Origin of the sequence: Pseudomonas hormoni, assembly GCF_018502625.1 — a bacterium.
Classification (GTDB): domain Bacteria; phylum Pseudomonadota; class Gammaproteobacteria; order Pseudomonadales; family Pseudomonadaceae; genus Aquipseudomonas; species Aquipseudomonas hormoni.
The window spans coordinates 5,581,604-5,601,350 of record NZ_CP075566.1; the positions used below are offsets into that span (position 1 = coordinate 5,581,604).

The following is a 19,747-nucleotide window of genomic DNA, read 5'->3' on the forward strand; positions in this document are numbered from 1 at the left end:
ATATTACTCCGAAGTCACAAAAATCGAGACGGACTCAGGTTTCTGCCCCGTAGAGAAACAGGCAGACGTTCCAGTTACCGCGGTGCCAAACTTCTCGATTCCACTTTCGGAAACTATTTTGTAATTCAGTCCCTCGACCGTTTTCCCACTGGCAGTTTTAAAGGCAAAAACACGATTGAATATTCCGGGGATAATCACAGGCAACGGCGCCACAAACGGCACCGGCGAATGCGAATTCCCGATAATCACCGTCCCGGACCCGGCCGTAACTTTGTTGCCATGCGTCCCAACGGAATCCACCGTCGCAGCCGCTTTCCCGTTGATCAAAACCGTCGTCGCCAACCCTCCCGACATCGCACCACCACACGCCGAGGCATCGCCTTGGCGGGCGGCCGCGAGGCCGTCGAAGAACACATCGCCGGAACCGGCGGCGATCGGGTTGGTGCCGTGGCCGGGGAGCGGGCAAGCGGTGGGGTCGGTGACGCGTGCTGCGGGTTTGCCGGACATACGAATCTCCTTAGTTGACCTTCACTTGACCGCTGCCATCCAGGCGCGCGGCGAAACTGACCTGACGTTTGAAACCATCAACTTCCAGCAGGCCTTCGATGCTGAAGGACAGGCGAAGCTGATCGTGGTCACGCGGCAGGGAGATGACACGCACGTCGCTCAGGCGTGGCTCGTAGGCTTCGATGAAATTTTCGATGGCCAGACGGGCCTGACTCAGGGAGTCGTGCAGGCTCAGACGCATGTCATTGAGATCGGGTAGCCCGTAGTCGGACAGCGTTTGCACGCTGCCCGCACGGGTGCTGAGCATCTTGGCCAGATGGGCAGCCACGGACGCCATGGCGGAGACCTCGCGGCTCCAGCCGACGCGTTTGTCCGCGTCGCCACCCAGGCGTTCGAAAAGGCTGCCGTATCCAGTCATGAGTTAGGCTCCGCTTACTCTTTGTCCAGCTTGCCAACCAGCGACAGGGTGAAATCGGCACCCATGTACTTGAAGTGCGGGCGCACGTTCAGGCTGACGCGGTACCAGCCAGGCTCGCCTTCGACATCGCTGACGATGATCTGGGCAGCGCGCAGTGGACGACGGCCACGGACTTCGGCGCTCGGGTTTTCCTGGTCGGCCACGTACTGGCGGATCCACTTGTTCAGTTCCAGCTCGAGGTCGGTGCGTTCTTTCCACGAACCGAGTTGCTCGCGCTGCAGCACTTTCAAGTAGTGAGCCAGGCGGTTGACGATCATCATGTACGGCAGTTGGGTGCCGAGCTTGTAGTTCAGCTCTGCCGCCTTGCCTTCTGCGCTGATGCCGAAGAACTTCGGCTTCTGCACCGAGCTCGCGGAGAAGAACGCCGCGTTGTCGGAACCTTTGCGCATGGTCAGGGAGATGAAGCCTTCCTCAGCCAGTTCGTATTCACGACGGTCGCTAACCAGAACCTCGGTAGGAATCTTGGTTTCGATTTCGCCCATGCTTTCGAAGTGGTGCAACGGCAGGTCTTCAACCGCGCCACCGCTTTGCGGGCCGATGATGTTCGGGCACCAGCGGAATTTGGCGAAGCTGTCGGTCAGCTTGGTGCCGAACGCGTAGGCAGTGTTGCCCCACAGGTAGTGCTCGTGGCTGTTGGCGACGGTTTCCTTGTACACGAACGATTTGACCGGGTTTTCTTCCGGGTCGTACGGGTTACGCAGCAGGAAACGCGGCACGGTCAGGCCAACGTAACGGGAGTCTTCCGACTGGCGGAAGCTCTGCCATTTGGCGAATTGCGGGCCTTCGAAGTGATCTTTCAGATCCTTGAGGTCCGGCAGGCCGGTGAAGCTTTCCAGGCCAAAGAATTTCGGGCCCGCCGCGGCAATGAACGGCGCGTGGGACATGCAGGCGACGCTGGACACGTACTGCATCAGTTTCACGTCCGGCGAGCTTGGGGACATGAAGTAGTTGGCGATGATCGCGCCCACAGGCTGACCACCGAACTGGCCGTATTCAGCGGTGTAGATGTGCTTGTACAGGCCAGCCTGCATCACTTCCGGCGAATCTTCGAAATCGTCCAGCAGGTCTTCTTTGGAGACGTTGAGGATTTCGATCTTGATGTTTTCGCGGAAGTTGGTGCGGTCGACCAGCAACTGCAGACCACGCCACGACGATTCCAGGGACTGGAAGTCCGGGTGGTGGAGGATTTCGTCCATCTGACGGCTGAGCTTGGCATCGATCTCGGCGATCATGCGGTCAACCATGGCTTTCTTGACCGGCTCACCATTGTTCTGCGGCTTGAGCAGCTCTTCGATGAAGGCCGACACACCGCGCTTGGCAATGTCGTAGGCTTCGTCGTCCGGGGTCAGGCGGGTTTCGGCGATGATGCTGTCGAGAATGCTGTATTCGCCGCTCTCTTTACTCTTTTGCTGCGCTGCACTTGTGCTCATGTTGGCTTCCTTGGCTGATGGAGGGCTCAGACGTCTTAGAGCGCGGCGTCCTGGGCGGCGGCGTTCAGGCCCAGCTCACCCAGTACGCGACCGCGGGATTCGTCGTCGGCGAGTACGCCTTCGATGGCTTTGCGGAACGCAGGCGCGTTACCCAGCGGGCCTTTGAGGGCCACCAGCGCGTCGCGCAGTTCCATCAGTTTTTTCAGCTCGGGCACTTGCTCGACCAGCGAGGCCGGGTTGAAGTCCTTCATCGAGTTGACGCGCAGTTTCACGGCCAGTTCTTCAGTGTCGCTTTCTTCCTGAAGACGGTTCGGTACGCTCAGTGTCAGCTGCAGCTCTTGCTTGGCCAGCACTTCGTCGAAGGTCATTTTGTCGATGCTGATCGGCTTGCGATCTTCGACTTTGCGTTCGTCCTTGCGGTGGGTGTAGTCACCGATTGCCAGTAGTTTCAACGGCAGTTCGATCTCTTCCTGAGCACCACCGGTGGCAGGTTTGAAGGTGACGTTGATGCGTTCCTTGGGGGCTACCGAGCCTTCTTTGGCCATGGCTTTTCTCCTTGCGGTTGTGGCCCTGGGGCCTATTCGAGTACCACTTCGAGGTCGAGGTGGCACAGCCTGCGATAAATCTCTTCCTTGCGTTCACGTACGGCATGGTTCTGCGGCAACAACTCGCAGCAGCTATGCAGTAAATGCAGCACTTCCAGCGCAAGATCGGGCTCCCAGGCGTTCAGGCCTGAGTCCTGTAATGTTTGGTCGAGGGTTTCGAGTTGGGTCTTGGCCAGTTCGTACTTTTTGGCCATGAAGCACAGCCGCGCGAGGGCGAACTGCCAGAAGAACCTCACGCGTCCGCCGTGGGCACTTTGCAGGCCCTGCTTGAGGATTTGCACGGCGGCCTTGAGGCCGTCCTTGCGCAGAATCGGCAGGACTTCTTCGAGCGCCAGTTCCCAGGCTGGCTGGGTGTCGGCGACTTCGACTTTGCGCGGCGCACTGGCGCTTTGCAGGTGTGGCATGACGTTGGCGCTGATCCAGGCGCGGGTGGCCGGATCGGCAAACGGAGCGCCGTCATGGAAGCGCAATTCGACGATGCCAGGCAGGCGCTGAACCAAAAGCGCGAAGTGGATTTCCACTTCGCGCATTGCCATGTCGGCGTTCAATGCCTGGAGACATTCCCAGACCATTCGCTGGCCATCGAACCAGAACGGCGCCTTCGCCAGGCTCGCCTCCAGTTCCACCAACAGGTCGGCGTATTTACCCTGGTCGTAACGGTCCTGATAGGCCTTGAGCTTGTCGGCGGGCAAGCCACGCAGCACGGTGATCTGTTCAGCGTTGCGTTCGGGGACGGCGTCGATGGGCAGCCACAGCAACGTGCGATTGAGGCGCAAGGCGCGCAGGTCAGTGGCTTTCTGCTTGAGCCACCAGGCGCATAACGGACGGGCGTTTTCCTGCTGGGCGCGCAGGGCCTTGTGGGCTTCTTTTTCGTTATCGATCGGTGCGCCGGGGGTGAACAGCTGCGTGGCGGCCTGTTTGACCTGAGCCACGGCAGCACCGACCACGCCGGGCTCCGGCTGGTTGTCGGCGGCGCGTTGCACCATGTTTTTCAGGCGGCGGGAGATCGGTAGCAGCAACGGCGCGTCATCACCCAAGTGCTCGGTGCACGCGGCATCGAGGCCTTCAAGGTGCTCCACCAGACGGCGGAACATCGGCAACTGCTCTTTGATCGCAATGTTTTCAGTCAGCACCTGCTCAAGACGCGGCACCAGCCAACTGATCGCGGCGGAGCGCGTACGGGCCTTGTTCGGGTGGACTTCGGCCCAGTGGCTTTCGCACAGGTAGTGCAGCAAACCGAGGCCGGCGAGCAGGCCTTGAAAGGATTCGCGCTGATACAGCGCCCAGGTCAACCAGGCGCCGACGCGCAAATCCTTGGATTGGGTGCGCAGCAGATTTTCGCTGCTTTCACGGATTTTCAGCCAGTCGATCTGACCGCTTTCGTGCATGGAAGAGGCTTTGGCCAGCTCGCTTTCCAGTGCTTCATATTCGCTTGAAAAGCGAACATCCTCACCCGCGAAATTCTCTTTGGAAACAGAGGCTTTTGCGAGGTCGAGGTAATGAGCGGAAAGTTTGCTTGAGTAGGACATCCATGGCCTTTAGTTTGGATTACGGTCATACGCCCATTGGAGTTTCAACGGCGAGGGACAGTATCAAAGAGCTGCGATGAGTCTCATCCAATTGAGATCGTGCTCTTACAAAGTGGGCGCATCGTACTCACGATGATGGCCACTAGCAAGCATCTGATTAAACAATAAGACGAAGTGTGTTTATTGTCCGTAGGAGATCTCCCTATATGTAGCAAGGGAATCCCTGAGATCGGTTCAACTGTTTATTGTTCTGCCACCAGGCCGGAAACCCTTGAGATAGAGCCATCCAGCTTCTCGCCCTGAATAAATCCCGTATTCATTGCCCATGCACTCGCTGAGGCGGACGTGAAGCATGCCAAAAATATAAATGGAAGAATGTAGGAGCCTTCTGAAATGTTACCGATCGCAATGAATAAATCGATGAGTGACAACAGCCGATCAAAAAAGTGCCATCAATATGATGGCACCTTATAATTAACGCAAAGTTCCAGAATGGAACTTTCGGTATCACGGAAATTTCATACCCCGCTTCAGGATCCCTCCTACATCAATACTTTGGATGCGTTGTTAGCGTGCCCGGCATTTTGGCGACTTAATTCGGCCACGCACGGTTCGGTCGTCGCGATCTCTTTCTCTCTCAGCTTAAGGACGAGCTAAAAAAGCAAAAGGATAAGCGCATGTTTGCACCGGCTAATGCCGCGCAATTCACCCTTACGATCCCGGGGGTTCGCAACGATTTTAAAGTGCTGGCATTTGAAGGCACTGAAACCATCAGCGCGCTGTACTCAATCAGCGTCGATCTGGTCAGCGAATACCCGGATTTCGATCTGGAGAGCTTGCTCAACCAACCTGCATTTCTCCAATTCGGCTTTAACGGCGAAGGCATTCATGGCCATATCGACGGGGTGTCCGTGGGCGATGCCGGCAAACGCCTGACGCGCTATCGCATGAACCTGGTACCGGTACTGCACGACTTGCAGTTCAGCCATGATCAGCGGATTTTCCAGAACAAAACGGCGCCTCAGATCATCGCTCAGGTACTGAAGGGGCATGGCATCCAGGCCGATGCGGTGACCTTCCACGTCAGAACGAGCCCCGAGCGCCGGCACTGCACTCAATACCGGGAAAGTGATTTCGAGTTCGTCCAGCGGCTGTGCGCCGAGGATGGCATTGCCTGGCATCACCAGCATTCCCGGGAAGGTCACGTGCTGGTCTTCACCGATGACCAGACCGCCTTTCCAAAATTGAGTGAAACGCCTTATCTGCAAGACGCCGGCATGGTGGCGGAGCATCCGGTCGTCAGCCAGTTTTCCATGCGTTACAGCACTCGCCCCAGCAAAGTCACTCGCCGACACTACGACCCGAAGCGCCCGAGCGCGCTGCTGGAAAGTCGCGTCATCGCCGAGTTCAGCCCAGAGCTTGAAGACTATCGTTATCCGCAATTTTTCGAGAGTGAAAAACACGGCAAACAACTCGCTCGGCAAGCACTGGAGCGGCACCGCGCCGACTATCAATTGGCGGAGGGCAAAAGCGATCAGCCGTGCCTGCGCAGCGGCCACTTTTTCAGCCTGACGGATCACCCACGTGAAACGTACAACGATCTATGGCTGTTGCTCAGTGTGACCCACTCCGGAAAACAGCCCCAAGTGCTAGAAGAGTCGGCCCCCAAACCTGGAGATGGTTTTACTCAGGGCTACCGCAATAGTTTCAGCGCAATTCCCTGGGACGTGTTTTATCGGCCACCACTGCCGGCACCACGACCTGCCCTGGTCTGCCAGACCGCGCGCGTCACCGGGCCTGTCGGTGAAGAGATCTACTGCGACGAATACGGTCGCGTCAAAGTGGAATTCCATTGGGACCGCGCTGAGCACAACAGCGAAAAAAGCAGTTGTTGGCTACGGGTGGCGTCCAGTTGGGCGGGGGATCATTTCGGCGCGGTGATCATTCCGCGTATCGGCATGGAAGTCCTCGTCACCTACCTCGAAGGCAATCCTGACGACCCGCTGATCACCGGTTGCCTGATCAACAAGGTCACTCCGGCGCCCTACCCCTTACCCGAGCACAAAACCAGAACCGTGCTGCGTAGCCATAGCTCTCCGCATAACGGCGGCTACAACGAACTGTCGATTGAAGACCGCGCCGGGCAGGAGTTGATCTACCTGCGTGCCCAGCGGGATATGGAGCAGAAGGTCGGGAACGACAGCCGATTGGACGTGGGCAACGAGCGTCGGGAAACCATCAAGGGCGACAGCATTTCGGTGCTCGGCGCTGAAGAACATCGCACGGTTACGGCGGATCGCAAGGTTCACCTGAAGGCCAGTGACTATTTGCAGGTTGCCGGGAGCAGCCACAACCAGATTGGCGAAGCGTTGGTGGTTGAGGCCGGTGAGCACGTTCATATCAAGGCGGGGGCCAATCTGGTACTGGACGCGGGCGCCAGCATTACGTTGAAGGCGGGTGGTCACCATGTCGTGATCGATGCGGGTGGGGTGTTCAGCAGTAGCGAGGTTGAGGTCGGTGGTTCGCCGGTGGTGGGGTTGGCGGCGCATGCGCTGTTGCCGGGGACGGTGGCGGGGTTGTTGGCGGCGGTTGTGCCTGAGCCGCAGGAAGAGGATGAGCTGGAGGAAGAAGAGGAAGAGGTTGAAGAAGAAGGGATTACTTTGCGAATCGGAGTGTTCTTCGATGGCACGGGTAACAACAAAGCCAACAGTGAGACCGTGGCAGCGTGTTATGCGCCGGACGCCAAATTGGAGGAGGCTGCCGAGGAGGTACAGAAGTATTGCGCGGCTTATGGGTATGACGGCAATGGGAGCTCGCCGGACAATAGTTATGGGAATGATGTGAGCAATATTGTCCGGCTTTACAAACTCTATGAAGACCGAGTGGACGAAACGCTTTCGCCAGAAGTAACGAAGACCTCAATCGCCGTTTATGTTGAGGGCATCGGGACCACGAGCGGTGGTGAAGACTCACGCTACTCCCAAGCAACGGGGCGGGGCGAAACAGGGGTAGCTGCCCGGGTTGAGCAGAGTCCGGCGCTTATCATGGAACAGTTACGCCGATTGGATGAAAAGAATCCGGGGGTGAAGATTGATCGGATTGAATTCGATATTTTCGGTTTTAGCCGAGGTGCAGCCGCCGCACGACACTTTGCAAATGAAGTCCTCAAGGGCGAGCAAAACGCTCTTGCGAAATCACTGCCGACTGGCTCTCCGATGTTGTCCAGCAACTTCAACTGGCGCGTCAAAACTGATGTCACCATCAACTTCATTGGCCTGTTCGATACTGTTGCGTCCATCGCCAACCCTTGGGTGCTTGACTTCACTGGTGCCAACAGCAGAAACCCTTTTCTCAATCTCAGACTCCCGGACGACTGTGCCAATAAGGTTGTGCACTTGGTCGCGCGAGACGAAATCCGTGAAAATTTCGCCCTCAACAGCCTCGGTGATACAGACCTGATTTTACCCGGTGTGCACTCAGACCTCGGCGGTGGTTATTTGCCAATAGCCCAAGAAAAGCTGCTGCTGGGTAAACCCTTAACAAGCACCGTGAGCGAGAGCACGGACGCAACTCGCACTGAGGCCTACCTTTGCGCCGAAAAAGAGGCATTCGCTTGGTATGGAAAAGGCGTCATCGAATTCGAAGGGCCTCGTAACAAAGTCAAAGTGGCGTATTGGGAAACACCGCTGCCTTACTCAAAAGGGCCAGCTGGAACCAATGTCGAACAACAGAAGAAGGTTTTTGCAACTGCCGCAATTGAGCGCTCGGTCCGAGGCGAACTGTCGCTTGTGTATTTACGGATCATGCGTGAGCTGGCGGTCAGGCACGATGTGCCATTCAAGCTAATCCCCGATATTCCAACCCTGCGATTACCCGATGAACTGGAGCCTATCCACAAAAAGCTGCAGGCGTATGCCCTTGGCGAAACAACGGTCGAGGGATTAACCCACCAAGAACGAGCATTGCTACGCAGTCGCTACATCCACATCTCCGCTAGCTGGAACGCAGCCAAAGATCTCAATAGCAGCGATATGAGCGTTCTTTTCATCAACCGACCGGCTCGAGACAACAAGCGAGTGGTGCACCCCAATGAATAATTTCTCCTGTCTTTTCGTCAAATGCACCAGCTTACTGTTCGGGCTGCTTTTTACTGGTGACTCGCAGAGCTTCGCCCAAACCGGTAAGGAATTACCTTGGTTCTTGGGTTTTTCAGCACCGGCTTATATGGAAGTCTGGATTGAAACTGCAGACGTGGTGGATATCCAAGAGAGGGTATTCCGAGGTGCAGGAGGGGGTATCGCCTCTGTTCCAAGGCCACCAAACAATCAAGGCATTGCCAGAGGGTGGGCCAGTAGCAACGGCGGAGGGAAAGGGCGCCATGTCACGGGAGCCGATCTACCAAGGTTAATCTACGTGCGTTGGCAATCGCTGGCAGAACCACAAACTTACGAGGCCTATATCGTTATCCCCGAATCCGCTCGGGAAATCATGCGCCGACCTGAAAAAGCCTTCTGCCGGGCTGACGGTAAACGGATCACCGACTACCGCGACGACATTGGCATTGGTCTGGCGCCGGGCGGTATTGCCAAGGTCTGGCTGGGCGGCCCTTGCTTGAAGGCGGTCGAAATTCTTCGGGTTGTGGGCAACGTCAATTCACAAGGTCCCTCTCAGGGAAAAAATGAAGGTCGTTATGCTCTGCCTTTGGAGCCGGAGTCCAAAGCGTACATTGAGAAGTTCGGAATTCCTTATGGCTCTTGGTAACCACTACCTCGAGGCCTCGCCGATCATCAAACCGGCCAAGCCAATCAAGAAATACACCGGCCTGTTGGTTGGATTGCTGTTGGCTTTCAGCTCGCAAAGCTTCGCACAACCGGAAAGGAAATTGCCTTGGTTCCTGGGGTTTTCAGCGCCGGCTTACATGGAGGTATGGATTGAAACTGCAGACGTGGTGGATATAAGGGAGCGGGTATTCCGAGGTGCAGGAGGTGGTATCGCCTCTGTGCCAAAACCTCCAAATAATCGGGGTATTGCCAGAGGTTGGGTCAGCAGTAACGGGAGTGGAAAAGGTCGCCATGTCACGGGTGCCGATCTACCACAATTGATCTACGTGCGCTGGCAGTCGTTGGCAGAACCACAAACCTACGAGGCTTACATCGTCATTCCCGAATCAGCACGGGAGATCATGCGCAAACCCCAAAAGGCCTTTTGCAGGGCTGACGGTAAGTGGATCACCGACTACCGCGACGACATTGGTATTGGTCTGGCTCCGGGCGGTATTGCCAAGGTCTGGTTGGGAGGCCCCTGCTTGAAGTCGGTTGAGATAGGTCGAGTCGAAGGAACCATTAACCCAAGGGGTCCCTATGGAGGAGAATCCGGTGGCAAGTATCGACCCTTGTCCGAAACATCCAAGGTTTACATAGAGAAGTTCGGAATCCCCTATGGAAGCTGGTAAGGAATGCCAACATTTCCGATGGTTAAACACCATTCAACAGCGCTTGTTTAAAACACCTCAAGGTTACGTCCTGCAAGCTACAACACCTTGCGTCGTTGCCTACGGCTACGCCAGAATCCGCCGGCTTGTGCGCCTTGGGGCTGGTCGGTAACTTGGTTCGTGTCACTGCTCATCAGTGATCGGGTTTAGTCGCTCGCTGGTAATTGAAGATGCACGAGCATCCGTCAGACAGGTATTCGTACCTGAGTTTGATGGTGGCTGTGCGTAGGGCACCTTCGGGTGCGCCGGCTTCTTCAATTCCCCGGTCCGACTAACCTGCGTACAGCTGCCACCCCTTCGTTTAGTCGGCGAAGTGGTGTCGGCATCACTCAAGGAATTGAAGATCATGTTCAAGGTAACTCCCAACCCGCCAGACACCGACCCAATCTCCCCATACGAAAGCCCCGACTCAAACAAACTCAACGAAGCCGCCGAACGCGCCCTCGACCATCACTTCCCGCCAACCGAACCCAAACCACCGAAACGCAACGGCCAGCTCTTCGCTGTCTGCCCCGGCATCAACACTGAAGCCCTCCTCGCCAACGCCTCGGAAGACCTGCTGTCCATCAGCGCCATCGCCGCCGACCTTGCCGACGATGTGGACGGCTCACGCCGCTCGGTAGCCCTGGCGCTCAGCCGCATGGCCGACGGCGTGCATTTGTTGGTGGAGCGGGCGCTGGATCATCTGGATGAACCGGAGATGGCGGCGATTTTCGCCAAGCAACAACTCCGCGTCGATTGACCTGTAGGAGCCGGCTTGCTGGCGATGGCGGTGTGTCAGGCGACTTCAATGTTGATTGGTAAGCCGCTATCGCCAGCAATCCGGCTCCTACAAGGGTCATGTGTTGTCTGATCCGTGGGCGACCAGCATGACCTTCGCACCCACAAAAAAATGGGCACCCAACCCAGTTGGCGTGCCCATTTTTTATTCCGCTCCCGCGCTACGCGGGAAGTCGGTCGGTGTTACGGATTAACGCTGTCTTTCAACGATTTGCCTGGCTTGAATGCAACGGTGTTGCTGGCCTTGATTTTCACTGGCTCACCGGTTTGCGGGTTTTTGCCGGTGCGGGCTCCGCGGTGGCGTTGCAGGAAGGTGCCGAAGCCTACCAGCGTCACGCTGTCCTTGCGGTGCAGAGCGCCGGTGATTTCTTCGAGAACGGCGTTGAGTACTCGGTTGGCCTGCTCTTTGGTGAGATCTGCTTTTTCCGCGATGGCGGCGGCGAGTTCTGGTTTACGCATTAGTGAAGCCCCTTTGACGGTTTTTTGTTGTTATGTCCGTGCTGTTCTCGTTGGAACAGCGCCCAAAGCGCCGCAGGTGCTCTACTCTGCGGCAGACGGGAGTGAGAATGGCACGCACGGAAGAGCCGCGCCAGTCTCGGCGCGACGTTTGTAGGGGCAAAAGCGGGGTGATTCCGACAGAACGACCGGTATTTACGCCAGCAGCGGTGGAAGCTCTTTGTTCAGTGCGAGTTTTTCCATCACCGCCGTGCCAGTCAGGGCATAACCGAGCAGTTTTCCGGCCACATCGCGGCATAAAACCTTGAGGTCAGCGCCCTGCCCTTCGACGGTCCAGACACCCTCCAGCCCCCGTGGTGGCGGCGAAACCACCAACGGGCAAACCGGCGTTTTGACGGTGATCGGCATTGCGCCATAGCTCACCGCTGTCGGGTTTCCGGCGAGCGTTTGCGCCAGCGCTCTCGCACAACTCATGAGGGGCATCACGTACAGAAGATTCAGCCCATCGACTTCGGCGCAGTCGCCCAGCGCGTAGATATTGGCGTGCGAGGTTTTCAGGTGACGGTCGACCACCACGCCGCGATTGACCTGGACGCCGGCCGCGGCCGCCAGGTCGATGCGCGGACGCAGACCGATGGCCGACACCACCACGTCGCAAGGGATCACCTGACCGTCCGACAGATGCGCTTCCAATCCATCTTCAACACGCTGCAAGCGGTTGAGCACTGGCCCGAGGTGGAAACGTGCACCCAGACTTTCCAGCCCGGCCTGAACCGCAGCGGCCGCCGCCGGGTGCAACAGGGTCGGCATGACCTGTTCGCACGGTGCAACCAGTTGCACCTCGTAACCGCCAAGGATCAGGTCGTTGGCAAACTCGCAACCAATCAGACCGGCACCGAGCAACAACACCCGACGCTTGCCAGCCGCCGCCGCACGGAAGCGTGCGTAGTCTTCGAGGTCGTTGATCGGGAACACGGCGTCCGCCGCGTCGCCTTCGATGGGCACGCGCACGGTTTCGGCGCCCCAGGCCAGGATCAGGTCACGGTAGATCACCGATTCTTCGCCGATCCACAGGCGCTTGTGGCCAGGGTCGATGCCGCTGATGCGGGTGTGGGTGCGCACTTCGGCTTTCAGTTGCTCGGCCATCGCGCCGGGTTCGGCCATGCTCAGGCCATCAGCGTCTTTGTTTTTGCCGAAGCCCGTGGAGAGCATCGGCTTGGAGTAGGAGCGCCCGTCATCGGCGGTAATCAGCAGCAGCGGGGTTTCGCTATCCAGTTTACGAAACTCCCGGGCCAGGTTGTAGCCAGCGAGCCCGGTGCCGACGATCACGACAGGTGCGTTCATTCCTTACTCCTCTCAAATGTCTTAGTTGATTTCAATCATTTCGAAATCCATCTTGCCAACGCCGCAGTCCGGGCACAGCCAGTCTTCCGGCACGTCTTGCCACTGGGTGCCCGGCGCAATGCCGTCATCCGGCCAGCCGTCGGCTTCGTTATAGATCAGGCCGCAGACCACACATTGCCACTTTTTCATTCAGTTACTTCCTCAGGGTTCAGGCTTATTGCCGGCGCGAACGGTCGATGGTTGCAGCGCTGCCGTCCGGCTCAGGGCGTTTTGTACTGATCGAGCCCGGCAGATGCAAGCCTGTTCGGCGCAATGGCGCGCCGGTTCAATCAAAATCGCCGAGTGACATGGTAAGCTCGCCGCCTCATTTGCTGCCAATAATGACTCACTGTGCCGCACTCAAAACCTCCATTCTGGCTTCCCCAAAGCCAACTCGCGCCTCTCCCCGACGCTTCTACCCTCGACTGGCTGTTCGACGAAGGCTCGCTGACCCGACGGTTGATCCGCTTGTCGAATGACGGTTTCAGCGTCACGCCATTGTTCGAAGGCTGGCAACCGCTGCGCGCGGACGAATGTGCTGCGCTGGATCTGGCCGAAGGCAGCGAAGGCTGGGTGCGCGAGGTGTATCTGCGCGGCCACGGCGAAGCCTGGGTATTCGCCCGCAGCGTGGCGGCACGCAGCGCATTGCAGGGCGATGGTTTGCACATGGACGAGTTGGGCAGTCGCTCGCTGGGCGAATTACTGTTTTGCGATCAGGCGTTTCAGCGTCGCGCCATCGAGGTTTGTCACTATCCTCAGGAATGGCTGCCAGCGGAGTGCCGGGCACCTGAACTATGGGGCCGTCGCTCACGCTTCGACCGTGGCACCTTGAGCGTACTGGTCGCCGAGATTTTCCTGCCGACCTTGTGGCTCGCTACCCGCGCCCATCCGGAGAACTGCTGATGTACCAGAGCCTGCTCAAGTCCCTGAACCGCTTGAACCCTCGGGCCTGGGATTTCATTCAGCTGACGCGCATGGACAAGCCGATCGGCATTTACCTGCTGCTGTGGCCGACGCTGTGGGCGCTGTGGATTGCCGGTAAAGGTTCGCCGTCGCTGGCCAACGTGGTGATTTTTGTCCTTGGTGTGGTGCTGACCCGCGCTGGGGGCTGCGTGATCAATGACTGGGCGGACCGCAAGGTCGATGGCCATGTGAAACGCACCGAGCAACGGCCACTGGTGAGCGGCAGGATCAGTTCCAAAGAGGCCCTGGTGTTTTTTGCGCTGCTGATGGGCGTGAGTTTCCTGCTGGTGTTGTGCACCAACGCGGCGACGGTCTGGCTGTCGTTTGGCGGTTTGGCGCTGGCCTTCAGTTACCCGTTCATGAAGCGTTACACCTATTACCCACAAGTGGTGCTGGGCGCGGCGTTTTCCTGGGGGATGCCGATGGCGTTCACGGCCGAAACCGGTGAACTGCCGGCGGCGGCGTGGTTGCTGTGGATCGCGAATCTGATGTGGACAGTGGCTTACGACACCTATTACGCCATGACTGATCGCGACGACGATTTGAAGATCGGTGTGAAATCCACGGCGATTCTGTTTGGCGAGGCGGACCGGGTGATCATTCTGACCCTGCAAGGGTTGGCACTGGGTTGCCTGTTGCTGGCCGGGTCGAAGTTCGAGCTCGGTGGCTGGTTCCACTTGGGCTTGCTGGCGGCGGCGGGCTGTTTTGCGTGGGAGTTCTGGTACACACGCGGCAAGGACCGGATGCGTTGCTTCAAGGCGTTTTTGCACAACCACTGGGCGGGGTTGGCGATTTTTGTGGGGATTGTGCTGGATTACGCGACCCGCTGAAGAAACATAGCGTCCTGTGGCGAGGGAGCTTGCTCCCGCTCGAGTGCGCGGCACTCGCAGATTTTGGGTGCGCTTCGCGGCCCAGCGGGAGCAAGCTCCCTCGCCACAGACATCGACAACAGTTGCTACATCTTCGGTCCGGAGTTGGTGATCACGTGCCAAACGTCCTTCATTTTGTCACCGGCCTTGTCTCCCGGTTTCGCGTCCTTCTTGAAGTAGTACAGCGGTTTGCCCTTGTAGGCCCACTGCATCGTGCCATCGTCACGCTTGACGATCGTCCAGTCACCTTCAGCCTTGGCACCCGCTTCCGCCTTGAACGGTGGCCAGTACTCTGCACACTCACCCGTGCACACAGACTTGCCACCCGTGTCCTTGTCGAACGTGTAAAGGGTCATGCCCTTGTGGTCCGCCATCACACCTTCTTTCATCATCACAGGCTCAGCCGCGAAGGCCATTGATGGCAACGCCAGGGCTGCGGTCAGCATCAGAGCCTTGAAGGAATGCGAGTATTGCTTCATGGAAACCTTCCTTTTGTGGTTGTCAGGGTTCGGACTTAGAGCTTAGTTCAGGATCATGACAATCGCAGGGCGACTAAAATACTGTCACACGACTGCAATAATTCCGTTATCTAATGCGGCGCAAGACAGTTAAATGACAAGAGGATTAATGGCATGGTTGGCAGGAGCATTCTGATCGTCGACGACGAAGCGCCCATTCGCGAAATGATCGCCGTTGCGTTGGAAATGGCCGGCTATGACTGCCTGGAGGCTGAGAACTCGCAGCAGGCCCACGCCATCATTGTCGACCGCAAACCGGACCTGATCCTGCTCGACTGGATGCTGCCGGGCACCTCCGGCATCGAATTGGCCCGCCGCTTGAAGCGCGATGAGCTGACCGGGGACATCCCGATCATCATGCTCACCGCCAAGGGCGAAGAGGACAACAAGATCCAGGGCCTGGAAGTCGGCGCCGACGACTACATCACCAAACCGTTTTCCCCACGTGAGCTGGTGGCGCGCTTGAAGGCTGTGCTGCGCCGTGCCGGGCCTGCCGATGGCGAGACGCCGATTGAAGTCGGTGGCCTGCTGCTGGACCCGATCAGCCACCGCGTGACCATCGACGGCAAACCCGCCGAGATGGGCCCGACCGAATACCGCTTGCTGCAGTTTTTCATGACCCACCAGGAACGCGCCTACACCCGCGGCCAGTTGCTGGATCAGGTCTGGGGCGGCAACGTCTATGTGGAAGAACGCACCGTGGACGTGCACATTCGTCGTCTGCGCAAAGCCCTCGGTGACGCCTACGAAAATCTGGTACAAACCGTGCGCGGCACCGGTTACCGCTTTTCTACCAAAGCCTGACCCAGCCCTTTCCCGCCCGACAAGCTGACAAGGACGCGCGTTCAAGTGAACCAAAACTGGCATGGCACCCTGATTCGCCACATGCTGCTACTGGTCACCGCCTGCCTGGTGATCGGCCTGATCACCGGCTACTACGGCTGGAGCCTCGCCGCGGGCCTGGGCCTTTACCTGGCCTGGACCCTCAAGCAATTGCTGCGTCTGCATGAATGGCTGCGCCTGCACAAACCCGATGAAGCACCGCCCGATGGCTATGGCCTGTGGGGCGAAGTGTTCGACAGCATTTATCACCTGCAACGCCGCGACCAACGCGTGCGCGGACGCCTGCAAGCGGTGATCGACCGGGTTCAGGAGTCCACCGCCGCGCTGAAAGACGCGGTGATCATGCTCGACACCGACGGCAACCTCGAATGGTGGAACCGCGCGGCGGAAACCCTGCTCGGTCTCAAGACGCCACAGGACAGCGGCCAACCGGTGACCAACCTGGTGCGCCATCCGCGCTTCAAGGAATACTTCGAGCAGGAAAACTACGCCGAACCGCTGGAAATTCCGTCACCAACCAACGACCGTCTGCGCATTCAGCTGTACATCACCCGCTACGGCAACAACGAACATTTGATGCTGGTGCGCGACGTGACGCGCATCCATCAGCTGGAACAGATGCGTAAGGACTTCATCGCCAACGTCTCCCACGAACTGCGCACACCGCTGACGGTGATCTGCGGCTATCTGGAAACCCTGCTCGACAATGTCGAGGACGTGAACCCACGCTGGAGCCGTGCCTTGCAGCAAATGCAGCAACAAGGCGGGCGTATGCAGACGCTGCTCAACGACTTACTGCTGCTGGCCAAACTGGAAGCCACCGATTACCCGTCGGACAACCAGCCCGTGGCCATCGACGGCTTGCTGCAATCGATCAAGGGCGACGCTCAGCAACTGTCCGGGCAGAAAAATCAGCGCATCACTCTCGAGGCCGACCCGACGATTCAGCTCAAGGGCAGCGAAGCCGAACTGCGCAGCGCGTTTTCCAACCTGGTATTCAACGCGGTGAAATACACCCCCGCCGAAGGCAATATCCGCATTCGCTGGTGGGGCGACGAACAAGGCGCGCACCTGAGCGTGCAGGACTCCGGCATCGGCATCGACAGCAAACACCTGCCGCGCCTGACCGAACGTTTCTACCGTGTCGACTCCAGCCGCAACTCCAACACCGGTGGCACCGGCCTTGGCTTGGCGATCGTCAAACACGTGTTGCTGCGCCACCGCGCACGGATGGAAATCAGCAGCGTGCCGGGCCACGGCAGTACGTTTACCTGCCATTTCGCGCCAGCTCAGGTCACGAAAACGCGAGTCATCAGTACGGCCGATTGATACCGACCGGCACTCGCCACTAGGCAATCATCCAGTCAGCCGCTACATTGGCTGACTTGTGCCTGCCTTTCAGGTGCACTTTTTTCTTCCATTTCGAATACACGGAACCCGCAAAACTCCATCATGGACCCTTCCCCTGGCTTGACCCTCGCGACACTCTTCGCCGATTTCGGCATGATTCTTTTTGCTCTGATCCTGGTTTTGCTCAACGGTTTTTTCGTTGCGGCGGAATTTGCCATGGTCAAATTGCGCTCGACCCGGGTCGAGGCCATCGCTGAGAAAAACGGTTGGCGCGGGCACATCCTGCGCACTGTTCACAGTCAGCTCGATGCCTACCTGTCGGCGTGCCAGTTGGGTATCACCCTTGCCTCCCTGGGCCTCGGCTGGGTCGGTGAGCCGGCGTTCGCGCATATCCTCGAGCCGATGCTTGAAGCCGTCGGTGTACAGTCGGCCGAAGTGATCAAAGGCGTGTCGTTCTTCGCCGCGTTCTTCGTCATTTCGTACCTGCACATCGTGGTCGGCGAACTGGCCCCGAAATCCTGGGCCATCCGCAAACCGGAGCTGCTGTCGCTGTGGACCGCCGTGCCGCTGTACCTGTTCTATTGGGCCATGTACCCGGCGATTTACCTGCTGAACGCCAGCGCCAACACCATTCTGCGGATCGCCGGCCAGGGTGAACCCGGCCCCCATCACGAGCACCATTACAGCCGTGAAGAACTGAAACTGATCCTGCACTCCAGCCGTGGCCAGGACCCGAGCGACCAAGGCATGCGCGTACTCGCCTCGGCCGTGGAAATGGGCGAGCTGGAAGTGGTCGACTGGGCCAACTCCCGCGAAGACCTGGTGACGCTGGAATTCAACGCGCCGCTCAAGGAAATCCTGGCGATGTTCCGTCGCCACAAGTTCAGCCGTTATCCGGTGTACGACAGCGATCGCCAAGAGTTCGTCGGCCTGCTGCACATCAAGGACCTGTTGCTGGAACTGGCGGCGCTGGACCATATTCCCGAGTCGTTCAACCTGGCCGAACTGACCCGACCGCTGGAGCGCGTGTCGCGGCACATGCCGCTGTCGCAGTTGCTGGAGCAGTTCCGCAAGGGCGGCTCGCACTTCGCCGTGGTTGAAGAAGCCGACGGCAACATCATCGGCTACCTGACCATGGAAGACGTGCTGGAAGTGCTGGTGGGCGATATTCAGGACGAACACCGCAAGGCCGAGCGCGGGATTCTCGCGTACCAGCCGGGCAAGCTGCTGGTGCGCGGTGATACGCCGCTGTTCAAGGTCGAACGCCTGCTGGGCATCGATCTGGATCACATCGAAGCCGAAACCCTCGCCGGGCTGGTCTACGAAACCCTGAAACGGGTGCCGGAAGAGGAAGAAGTGCTGGAAGTCGAAGGCCTTCGGATCATCATCAAGAAGATGAAAGGGCCGAAGATCATTCTGGCCAAGGTGTTGATGCTGGATTAACTGTCGGCAGGGGCTTTTGTGGCGAGGGAGCTTGCTCCCGCTGGGCTGCGAAGCGGCCCCAAATCCTGCGACCGCGATCCTCCAGGCACACCGCATTCACCGGTTTACGACTGCTGCGCAGCCGAGCGGGAGCAAGCTCCCTCGCCACAGTTGATCTCCATCGTCTTCACTGCTTGCCCAACGCAAAGTTGGGCAACGCCCCCACCGGTTGATTGAACTGGTACGGAATCGACACCAGCCCCAACCCGGTATTGCGCTGCACCACGAAATGCAGGTGCGGCCCGCTGCTGTTGCCGGTATTGCCCGACAGCGCCAGCGGACTCCCCACCGACACCCGCTGCCCTTCGCGAACACTCACCGACCCTTGCTTGAGGTGCAGGTAAACGCCCATCGTCCCGTCATCGTGCAGCACTCGCACGAAATTGCCTGACGGATCGTTGCCGCGCCCGGTCTGGGCATTCTCGGTTTTCACCACCACCCCGCCTCGTGCCGCGACGATCGGCGTGCCCTCAGGCATTGCGATGTCCATGGCATAGCGATTCTTTGGACCGAAGTGGCTGTATTGACCGTTGGCGCCCTGACTGAGTCGAAACGGTCCGCCACGCCAGGGAAACGGGTATCGATAGGCCATGGCAGCCCCTGAGGGATCACCCAGGGAGTATTCGAATTTGGGGGTATACGCGAGCGGCATCTCGGCTTTCGTGGCCGTGAGCAGCGCCAGACGAATGCTGCTGCGTGCCGGCATGACCCGGCGAATCGGCCGGCTCGGCGCACCGCTGACGTTCTGCAGTCCGGCGAAACTCAACTCGATCTCAACCGGCGCATACAGGTCATTGCGCACGTAAACGCTGTCCACGCCCTTCTTCTTCGTGATGACGAGGTACACCTGACGCTCAAGGTGCTCGACCATGCGATCGCGAAAAGTGAACACCTGGGAGCCCTTCGTGGGGCGGTCGCTGTAGGAGACCACGCCATTGGCATCGGTGGATTTGTAGATGGTCATGGCCATGGTCGAGGTGGACGCCATGAACAGACCACAGAAAAACAGCAGGCGCGCGAGCATGGGCAGGATTCTGTCGAGTAAGGCCTGGGAAAGAGCCTA

19 protein-coding genes are annotated in these 19,747 nt (G+C 58.4%); 9 read left to right on the forward strand and 10 right to left on the reverse strand.

The window, feature by feature from the left end:
- Positions 1–3: 3 nt before the first annotated feature.
- The 5 genes from KJF94_RS26005 to tssA are packed head-to-tail and all read right to left on the reverse strand — an operon-like array spanning position 4 to position 4,549.
- Positions 4–507, reverse strand: a complete 504-nt coding sequence (locus KJF94_RS26005; protein ID WP_214379857.1) for a PAAR domain-containing protein — start codon at positions 505–507, stop codon at positions 4–6.
- A 10-nt stretch (positions 508–517) separates the two neighbouring features.
- The gene (gene tssE, locus KJF94_RS26010; RefSeq protein ID WP_214379859.1) at positions 518–925 is read right to left on the reverse strand and encodes a type VI secretion system baseplate subunit TssE; all 408 of its coding nucleotides are present in this window, start codon (positions 923–925) and stop codon (positions 518–520) included.
- Positions 926–939: 14 nt separating this feature from the next.
- A complete protein-coding gene (tssC, locus tag KJF94_RS26015) occupies positions 940–2,415 on the reverse strand; it encodes a type VI secretion system contractile sheath large subunit (protein ID WP_214379861.1) in 1,476 nt (491 codons plus the stop codon).
- 35 nt (positions 2,416–2,450) lie between these two features.
- Entirely contained in the window at positions 2,451–2,960 is a 510-nt protein-coding gene (tssB, locus tag KJF94_RS26020; RefSeq protein WP_214379863.1) for a type VI secretion system contractile sheath small subunit, read from the reverse strand.
- A 32-nt stretch (positions 2,961–2,992) separates the two neighbouring features.
- Positions 2,993–4,549: a type VI secretion system protein TssA gene (gene tssA / locus KJF94_RS26025; protein WP_214379865.1), complete on the reverse strand. Its 1,557-nt coding sequence runs from the start codon at positions 4,547–4,549 to the stop codon at positions 2,993–2,995.
- A gap of 677 nt (positions 4,550–5,226) precedes the next feature.
- Here tssA and tssI point away from each other — a divergent pair.
- The 4 genes from tssI to KJF94_RS26045 all read left to right on the forward strand — a co-directional run bounded on the left by tssI (position 5,227) and on the right by KJF94_RS26045 (position 10,782).
- Complete coding sequence (gene tssI, locus KJF94_RS26030) at positions 5,227–8,646, forward strand: type VI secretion system tip protein TssI/VgrG (protein ID WP_214379867.1); 3,420 nt, start codon at positions 5,227–5,229, stop codon at positions 8,644–8,646.
- Complete coding sequence (locus tag KJF94_RS26035) at positions 8,639–9,310, forward strand: DUF2931 family protein (RefSeq protein ID WP_214379869.1); 672 nt, start codon at positions 8,639–8,641, stop codon at positions 9,308–9,310. The genes tssI and KJF94_RS26035 overlap by 8 nt, the downstream gene beginning before the upstream one ends.
- A complete protein-coding gene (locus tag KJF94_RS26040; RefSeq protein WP_214379871.1) occupies positions 9,297–10,001 on the forward strand; it encodes a DUF2931 family protein in 705 nt (234 codons plus the stop codon). Before KJF94_RS26035 ends, KJF94_RS26040 begins: the two co-directional genes overlap by 14 nt.
- 385 nt (positions 10,002–10,386) lie before the next feature.
- Entirely contained in the window at positions 10,387–10,782 is a 396-nt protein-coding gene (locus KJF94_RS26045) for a DUF6124 family protein (protein ID WP_214379873.1), read from the forward strand.
- A 221-nt stretch (positions 10,783–11,003) separates the two neighbouring features.
- On the opposite strand, the gene KJF94_RS26050 is transcribed toward KJF94_RS26045, so the two are convergent.
- The 3 genes from KJF94_RS26050 to KJF94_RS26060 form a co-directional block, all read right to left on the reverse strand.
- Entirely contained in the window at positions 11,004–11,279 is a 276-nt protein-coding gene (locus KJF94_RS26050) for an HU family DNA-binding protein (protein WP_003213368.1), read from the reverse strand.
- Positions 11,280–11,471: 192 nt separating this feature from the next.
- Complete coding sequence (locus KJF94_RS26055; protein WP_214379875.1) at positions 11,472–12,620, reverse strand: NAD(P)/FAD-dependent oxidoreductase; 1,149 nt, start codon at positions 12,618–12,620, stop codon at positions 11,472–11,474.
- 21 nt (positions 12,621–12,641) lie between these two features.
- On the reverse strand, positions 12,642–12,809 hold the full coding sequence (locus KJF94_RS26060; RefSeq protein ID WP_074872076.1) for a rubredoxin: 168 nt from the start codon (positions 12,807–12,809) through the stop codon (positions 12,642–12,644).
- A 201-nt stretch (positions 12,810–13,010) separates the two neighbouring features.
- Between KJF94_RS26060 and KJF94_RS26065 the strand changes: the two genes are divergently transcribed.
- Positions 13,011–13,562 (forward strand): chorismate--pyruvate lyase family protein, encoded by a 552-nt coding sequence (locus KJF94_RS26065; RefSeq protein WP_214379877.1) that lies wholly within the window; start codon positions 13,011–13,013, stop codon positions 13,560–13,562.
- Positions 13,562–14,452, forward strand: a complete 891-nt coding sequence (gene ubiA, locus KJF94_RS26070) for a 4-hydroxybenzoate octaprenyltransferase (RefSeq protein WP_214379879.1) — start codon at positions 13,562–13,564, stop codon at positions 14,450–14,452. Before KJF94_RS26065 ends, ubiA begins: the two co-directional genes overlap by 1 nt.
- 125 nt (positions 14,453–14,577) lie before the next feature.
- Here the strand turns inward: ubiA and KJF94_RS26075 are convergent, their stop codons facing one another.
- Positions 14,578–14,970, reverse strand: a complete 393-nt coding sequence (locus KJF94_RS26075; RefSeq protein ID WP_214379881.1) for a COG4315 family predicted lipoprotein — start codon at positions 14,968–14,970, stop codon at positions 14,578–14,580.
- Positions 14,971–15,123: 153 nt separating this feature from the next.
- On the opposite strand from KJF94_RS26075, the gene phoB reads away from it, so the two are divergent.
- The 3 genes from phoB (at position 15,124) to KJF94_RS26090 (ending at position 18,645) form a co-directional block, all read left to right on the forward strand.
- Positions 15,124–15,813, forward strand: a complete 690-nt coding sequence (gene phoB, locus KJF94_RS26080) for a phosphate regulon transcriptional regulator PhoB (RefSeq protein WP_214379883.1) — start codon at positions 15,124–15,126, stop codon at positions 15,811–15,813.
- Between the two features lie 81 nt (positions 15,814–15,894).
- On the forward strand, positions 15,895–17,181 hold the full coding sequence (phoR, locus tag KJF94_RS26085) for a phosphate regulon sensor histidine kinase PhoR (RefSeq protein ID WP_250548324.1): 1,287 nt from the start codon (positions 15,895–15,897) through the stop codon (positions 17,179–17,181).
- A gap of 123 nt (positions 17,182–17,304) precedes the next feature.
- Positions 17,305–18,645 (forward strand): hemolysin family protein, encoded by a 1,341-nt coding sequence (locus tag KJF94_RS26090; RefSeq protein ID WP_214379887.1) that lies wholly within the window; start codon positions 17,305–17,307, stop codon positions 18,643–18,645.
- 166 nt (positions 18,646–18,811) lie between these two features.
- Here KJF94_RS26090 and KJF94_RS26095 read toward each other — a convergent pair whose 3' ends face one another.
- Positions 18,812–19,708, reverse strand: coding sequence for a peptidoglycan DD-metalloendopeptidase family protein (locus tag KJF94_RS26095; RefSeq protein WP_214379889.1), 897 nt, complete (start codon positions 19,706–19,708; stop codon positions 18,812–18,814).
- Positions 19,709–19,747: the final 39 nt, after the last annotated feature.

Coding starts and splice junctions, on each gene's coding strand:
- KJF94_RS26005 (WP_214379857.1), bottom strand. CDS start 507: ATGTCCGGCAAACCCGCAGCACGCGTCACCGACCCCACCGCTTGCCCG.
- tssE (WP_214379859.1), bottom strand. CDS start 925: ATGACTGGATACGGCAGCCTTTTCGAACGCCTGGGTGGCGACGCGGAC.
- tssC (WP_214379861.1), bottom strand. CDS start 2,415: ATGAGCACAAGTGCAGCGCAGCAAAAGAGTAAAGAGAGCGGCGAATAC.
- tssB (WP_214379863.1), bottom strand. CDS start 2,960: ATGGCCAAAGAAGGCTCGGTAGCCCCCAAGGAACGCATCAACGTCACC.
- tssA (WP_214379865.1), bottom strand. CDS start 4,549: ATGTCCTACTCAAGCAAACTTTCCGCTCATTACCTCGACCTCGCAAAA.
- tssI (WP_214379867.1), top strand. CDS start 5,227: ATGTTTGCACCGGCTAATGCCGCGCAATTCACCCTTACGATCCCGGGG.
- KJF94_RS26035 (WP_214379869.1), top strand. CDS start 8,639: ATGAATAATTTCTCCTGTCTTTTCGTCAAATGCACCAGCTTACTGTTC.
- KJF94_RS26040 (WP_214379871.1), top strand. CDS start 9,297: ATGGCTCTTGGTAACCACTACCTCGAGGCCTCGCCGATCATCAAACCG.
- KJF94_RS26045 (WP_214379873.1), top strand. CDS start 10,387: ATGTTCAAGGTAACTCCCAACCCGCCAGACACCGACCCAATCTCCCCA.
- KJF94_RS26050 (WP_003213368.1), bottom strand. CDS start 11,279: ATGCGTAAACCAGAACTCGCCGCCGCCATCGCGGAAAAAGCAGATCTC.
- KJF94_RS26055 (WP_214379875.1), bottom strand. CDS start 12,620: ATGAACGCACCTGTCGTGATCGTCGGCACCGGGCTCGCTGGCTACAAC.
- KJF94_RS26060 (WP_074872076.1), bottom strand. CDS start 12,809: ATGAAAAAGTGGCAATGTGTGGTCTGCGGCCTGATCTATAACGAAGCC.
- ubiA (WP_214379879.1), top strand. CDS start 13,562: ATGTACCAGAGCCTGCTCAAGTCCCTGAACCGCTTGAACCCTCGGGCC.
- KJF94_RS26075 (WP_214379881.1), bottom strand. CDS start 14,970: ATGAAGCAATACTCGCATTCCTTCAAGGCTCTGATGCTGACCGCAGCC.
- phoB (WP_214379883.1), top strand. CDS start 15,124: ATGGTTGGCAGGAGCATTCTGATCGTCGACGACGAAGCGCCCATTCGC.
- phoR (WP_250548324.1), top strand. CDS start 15,895: ATGCTGCTACTGGTCACCGCCTGCCTGGTGATCGGCCTGATCACCGGC.
- KJF94_RS26090 (WP_214379887.1), top strand. CDS start 17,305: ATGGACCCTTCCCCTGGCTTGACCCTCGCGACACTCTTCGCCGATTTC.
- KJF94_RS26095 (WP_214379889.1), bottom strand. CDS start 19,708: ATGCTCGCGCGCCTGCTGTTTTTCTGTGGTCTGTTCATGGCGTCCACC.